Origin of the sequence: Chamaesiphon polymorphus CCALA 037 (assembly GCF_003003845.1) — a bacterium.
Lineage (GTDB): Bacteria > Cyanobacteriota > Cyanobacteriia > Cyanobacteriales > Chamaesiphonaceae > Chamaesiphon > Chamaesiphon polymorphus.
The window spans coordinates 1-4,774 of sequence record NZ_PVWO01000455.1 but is presented as its reverse complement, the minus strand read 5'-3'; the positions used below and the strand labels follow the sequence as shown (position 1 = coordinate 4,774).

Annotated in this window: 3 protein-coding genes and 1 pseudogene; 1 reads left to right on the top strand and 3 read right to left on the bottom strand. The window is 44.5% G+C overall.

Annotated features, from left to right (window positions below; all coding sequences use genetic code 11):
* The coding region (locus C7B77_RS24235; protein WP_106310961.1) for a DEAD/DEAH box helicase at positions 1–2,492 on the bottom strand (2,492 nt) is incomplete at its 3' end.
* A 220-nt stretch (positions 2,493–2,712) separates the two neighbouring features.
* Between C7B77_RS24235 and C7B77_RS24230 the strand changes: the two genes are divergently transcribed.
* Entirely contained in the window at positions 2,713–3,177 is a 465-nt protein-coding gene (locus C7B77_RS24230; RefSeq protein ID WP_106310958.1) for an HNH endonuclease signature motif containing protein, read from the top strand.
* 77 nt (positions 3,178–3,254) lie between these two features.
* Here the strand turns inward: C7B77_RS24230 and C7B77_RS24225 are convergent, their stop codons facing one another.
* Together C7B77_RS24225 and C7B77_RS24220 are read right to left on the bottom strand one after the other, a co-directional pair.
* Positions 3,255–4,328 carry a ParB/RepB/Spo0J family partition protein gene (locus tag C7B77_RS24225; protein WP_106310955.1) on the bottom strand — a complete coding sequence of 358 codons (1,074 nt, stop codon included), beginning with the start codon at positions 4,326–4,328 and terminating at the stop codon, positions 3,255–3,257.
* A gap of 152 nt (positions 4,329–4,480) precedes the next feature.
* A pseudogene (locus C7B77_RS24220) lies at positions 4,481–4,774 on the bottom strand (ParA family protein); the annotation flags it as partial.

Sequence of the window (4,774 nt, the reverse complement as noted above, 5' to 3'; positions counted from 1 at the left end):
TCATAGAGGGATGCTTGTTCTTTAGTGAGGTTACAATACTGTTTATGTTCGACCTTGTCTGGTAAATCTTTGATAATTGTCTTGTCAGTTTTAACGCGACGCAGGATAAACGGCTGTACTAATTTTTTCAATGTGAGAGATTGAACTTGGTTTCGATCTTTTTGAATCGGAATTTCAAATGATTTGCGAAACTGAGCTTCTTTACCTAAGTAACCAGGATTGAGAAAATTGAAGATCGACCATAAATCTAACAAGCGATTTTCGACGGGGGTTCCAGTTAAGGCGAGGCGACGAGTGGATGGTAGTTTGAGAATGGCTTTGGTTTGTTCGGCGGCGGGATTTTTGATATTTTGGGCTTCATCGATGACAATTCGATGCCAATCTACAGCTTGTAATAATTTGCTGTCTTTTCTGACTAATGTATAGGAAGTAATGACTACATCACATTCACCAGTAGCCGTTTTAAAGGCAGCTAATTCTTGAATTCGATCGCTACCATGATGGATTTTTATGCCCAAATGTGGAGCAAATTTTTCAATTTCTTTCGCCCAATTACCCAGTACGGAGGTTGGAGCGATTAATAGAGTTGGTGAAATTTTCGCTGAATCTGCTCTTTCGACGATTAAGGTAGCGATTACTTGAATAGTTTTTCCCAAACCCATATCATCAGCCAGACAACCATTTAAACCCAAGCGTTCGAGATATTGAATCCAGGCTACTCCACGTTTTTGATATTCGCGTAGGGTTCCTTGTAATAATAGGGGATTTTCGATCGGTTCGAGTTGACTGGGATCGTGTAAATTTAGCATCATTGCGGCTAAACTATCTTCGGTTTCGACTTCGAGTTCCTCGTTAGCCGCAGCAGTTTTTTGGATTAGTTCTAAGAGCGTCAATTCTGGTTGGGTATCCTGATGTAACTGCCAAAATTGGAGCATTTGCTGCATTTTAGCCAGATCTAATTCCATCCATTGCCCGCGAAAATGGATCAGTGGAGCTTTGGCATCGACTAATTTCTGCCATTCTTGGGGGGTAATTTGCTCGTCGCCGATGGCGAGTTCGTAGTGGTAGTCGATGAGATTATCGAGGTGAAATAAGCCTTTTTCAGCTTTGCTCTTACCAGACTTTTTCGGTGAGGCTTTGAGGCGGAGTTTAGCTCTTGCTCTACCTTGAGGTGTCCACCAAGCGGGGACGATGGTTTTATAGCCTGCATCTTCTAATACCCAGGCACTCTGGGCTAGGAAGTCAAAGGCATCGGTAAGGGTGAGGAAAAAGCCGACGGGTTTATCTGTTTCTAATCCTTGCCAAATTTGAGGATAAATCCGCGCGGCGTAACCTAAGTTTAGAAGTAGGTCTTTTTCAAATTCTTTGCCAAATTGTTTGTGAATATTTTGTTTGGTTTTACTGTCTAGCTGCCAGTAGTCATCGAGTTCGAGTTTTAGGGAGGGATCTTGTTTGGCAGCGACTATAAATTTTAGATACCAGCGATCTGGGGTTTGGGTTGAGGCTTCTTGCAGTTGAAAACAGAGTTGAAAGGTGGAGTTATTTTGGGCGGCTACTAGTTTTTGTTTCCAGGTTTGCCACTGTTTGTAGATTGTTACAGCTTGGCTGTCCGTCCAGGGTATAGCTGAATTCTGGAGATTGAGACAGCCAGTTATTAATCTAGAGTTGGCAATCTTTTTCTCGAAGGTGGCAGGGATGGGCGTATTGGCGACATAATCGTGCAGGAGGCATTCGGAAAAATGACGCAGGAGCGTTTCTTTGTCATAGAATTCTATGGGTGCGTCAGCGGCATTTAAACCACCAGTACAGGCAAGTGGTAAGTAATTGATGTATTGTTGAATTTTAGTTTCATAGACTTCAGAAACAATTTCCCAACCAGGATAGATTTCAGGGCTAGGAGATGTCTTTTTACCTTTAGCTTTGAGTGGGGATCGATCGCGGTATTTTAAGGTGGGAATGTAGCGATCTTTGTGTAAAAGTTCCCGAACGGATTGACTGTAATGGTACCAGCAGAGTAAATCTGCACCCATTTGAGTTTCTGTGCTGTAGAGACATAAAAAATGGATGTCATTGAGCAGTTTAACAATGGGGTTGACTTGATAACAGTCAATTGCCCAAATTTGCCAGGTTGTTGGAGTGGGAGCTTCTGTTTCGAGATAGCGGGTGAGTTCGACGGAGGGTAAGGGTCGATTCTCCCTGGGAGAGGCTTTTGCTGAGGCAAAGGCTTCGCCAACGCCAACGTCGGTGCTGGGCAGGATAAAATATTTGGTAATAATATCTCGACTAAGTGAGCCATTTTTGGGAGTAATACCTAGTTCGTCGCTTAAGAATGTTGATAGATCGTCTTTATTTAATTGTTGGGGGTGTCTATTTGGCTCCCGATTCTTCTGCTGTCTGGGCGGCGTATCGGTTTCTACCCACAGATAAAAGTTTCCTGCTTGGATAAATTCATCACTGGAGTTAGGAATCCATGTACCGTGCAGAATTTTCATACAGGGTGCCGATGTTGATGAAGGGACTAGTTTAGCTTTATTTTAGCCTGTAAGTGCTTGGTATTTGAGTGCCCCTTGGTATGATGGTGAAGGGCGAATCGAGTCCAGAAGACTTGGGATTAGAGCCACCACAGAATCCAAATGTTCGTTGGCGGAGCCTCTCCAACGGAGAATCGGCATGTAAAGGCTGAAGCACAGTTTACCGAGTAAGTTGAGAATTATGGCTTTAACGCTGGAATATCCAGATAATTGGGCGGACATTGCCACTACAGTCAAGCAAGCGGCAGGATATCGCTGTAACCGCTGTGGTTTGAAGTGTCTGCCACCAAATAATAGTTACCGCCATCTAGATTTATCTCTCAGACGCAAGCTATCGGCGCAAGTCCACCACCTGGATGGGAATCCCGCCCAGAATGATAAGTCTAATCTCGTCTGCTTGTGCAGCGGATGTCATTTACGGATGCACCGTCATCGACCTCAGCCGACACCAGGGCAGTTATCAATGAAGTTAAAGCTGCCCAAAGTACCTAGAGTGCGCCATAGCAGGCAAAATTGGCAGTTAACGCTTGCGGATTTAATCGACAGGTTGCCTCGATTATCCGTGGAATTATATCGACAACTCGAACTAGATTTGAACAACGATCTTCCAGACAACTCACGCTTAACAGTTATAAATAGTCACTAGAATCACCCTCGACCTTGAAACCGATCGGAGTAAGTTAAATAAATTGTCTATTTAAACCGGATTTGGTATTGGATCGGTCAAGATGTCTTCAAAAATTGTTGGATTTGAGCTAGTTTATCTTTGAGGGATTTTTGGATCGTTCTGATTTCATTTTCTGCGAGTCCATCGAGATCGAGGGAGGAGATCGATTTCACAATTTTATTCATGCGAGTACTACCAGTATCTAAACCAGTAAGACATTGAGCGCACTCCGAGCGAACTACAGGTAGAGATAGTTTCTGGGCGATTGTTTTTTCAATTAATTCGGTGCGAACGGACACAGCATTATCCTCGGTAGTTCCCAGTCGTTCGGCAGTAAGTTTAGCAATCGCTGCTGCTTTGCTACTCTCTAGATCGTGTGTGCGAATTGCCTCCTTTACTTCCAACGGGAGTGATAGCATGGGCAATACATGATTGGAAACAGTTTTAGGATTCAATTGCAACTCTAAGAGCATTTGCAGCAAAGCAGCTTCATGTTGATGCTCGATCGCACCTGATTCTGCAATCCATCTTTCTATTTCCGGTCTCGATCGACAGACCAGTTCGGAAAGCTGACTTAAAGCTTGATGTTTTTTAATTCGTGCCAATACGGTGTTGAGGATTCTGGGTAAGTCTGTTTCAATATCCAGTTGGGATAAAATCGGGTCGCCTGCGGCTAGTTTGACAATTGCTTCAGCCAGATCGAGGTCGTGTAAGTGTTGAGATTGGATGCCAGCAATGACTTGACCTCTGAAGATATCGATCGCCATCGCCACCCGATCGGCGGGCAAAATTACCGCATCGAGGTGCGTCCAATTGATATAGGTGGCCCCTAAAACCCTTAGTTCGCCATCGAAGAGCTTATATCTGCCGTTGGGTTGAGGGATGAGAACGATCGGCGTTTTCTGTCCGTGGAGTTCGAGACTGCGCCCCCTTTGCTCGATCGACTTAGTAGAGAAAACTTTACGCGGTTGATTTTCATCTCGATCGATTAGAGAGAGATCGATTCGCATCAACCCGTTCTGGTGTTTGAGTTGTTGGGTGAGTGTTTCGATCTGTGTTTCCAGATTTTGAACTTTAACATTGTCACCTGCAACTGCAAATTTTGCGGCGAGTCCAGTAGATTTTGACATGGTTAAGATGGGGAAAAGTCAGTGGGTATTTAGAAGTGGAGGATAGATCCGATCGCCGCAGAGCGACTCGCAAGCTTCGGGTCGGCGATTTGTGAGCGATTTGTGATGAGAGCTTTCGGCGAACGGACGATAGCGAGGTGGATAGTTATCATTTACGAGTTGAGGATAGATTCAATTAGGTCGGCGATCGGACGATAATCTTGGTTCTTAACCGTTCGAGCGTTTAACGTAGGTAATGGTTGCTTGAGCCGACAAGCAGAGAGATAGTAAGCAGATTGTTTGATTGGGGGCAATAATGTCAGATCGATTGTCTCGAATATTTTAGGTAAGCAATCTTCAGGCGGGTGCAGGAGAGCTTGTCCTTTTTCATCCACGCCGAGGATATCACGATGAACCGCTTGAGAGTAATCTACTCTAGTCGGCACGAAGCCGAGGATTTGTGGCGG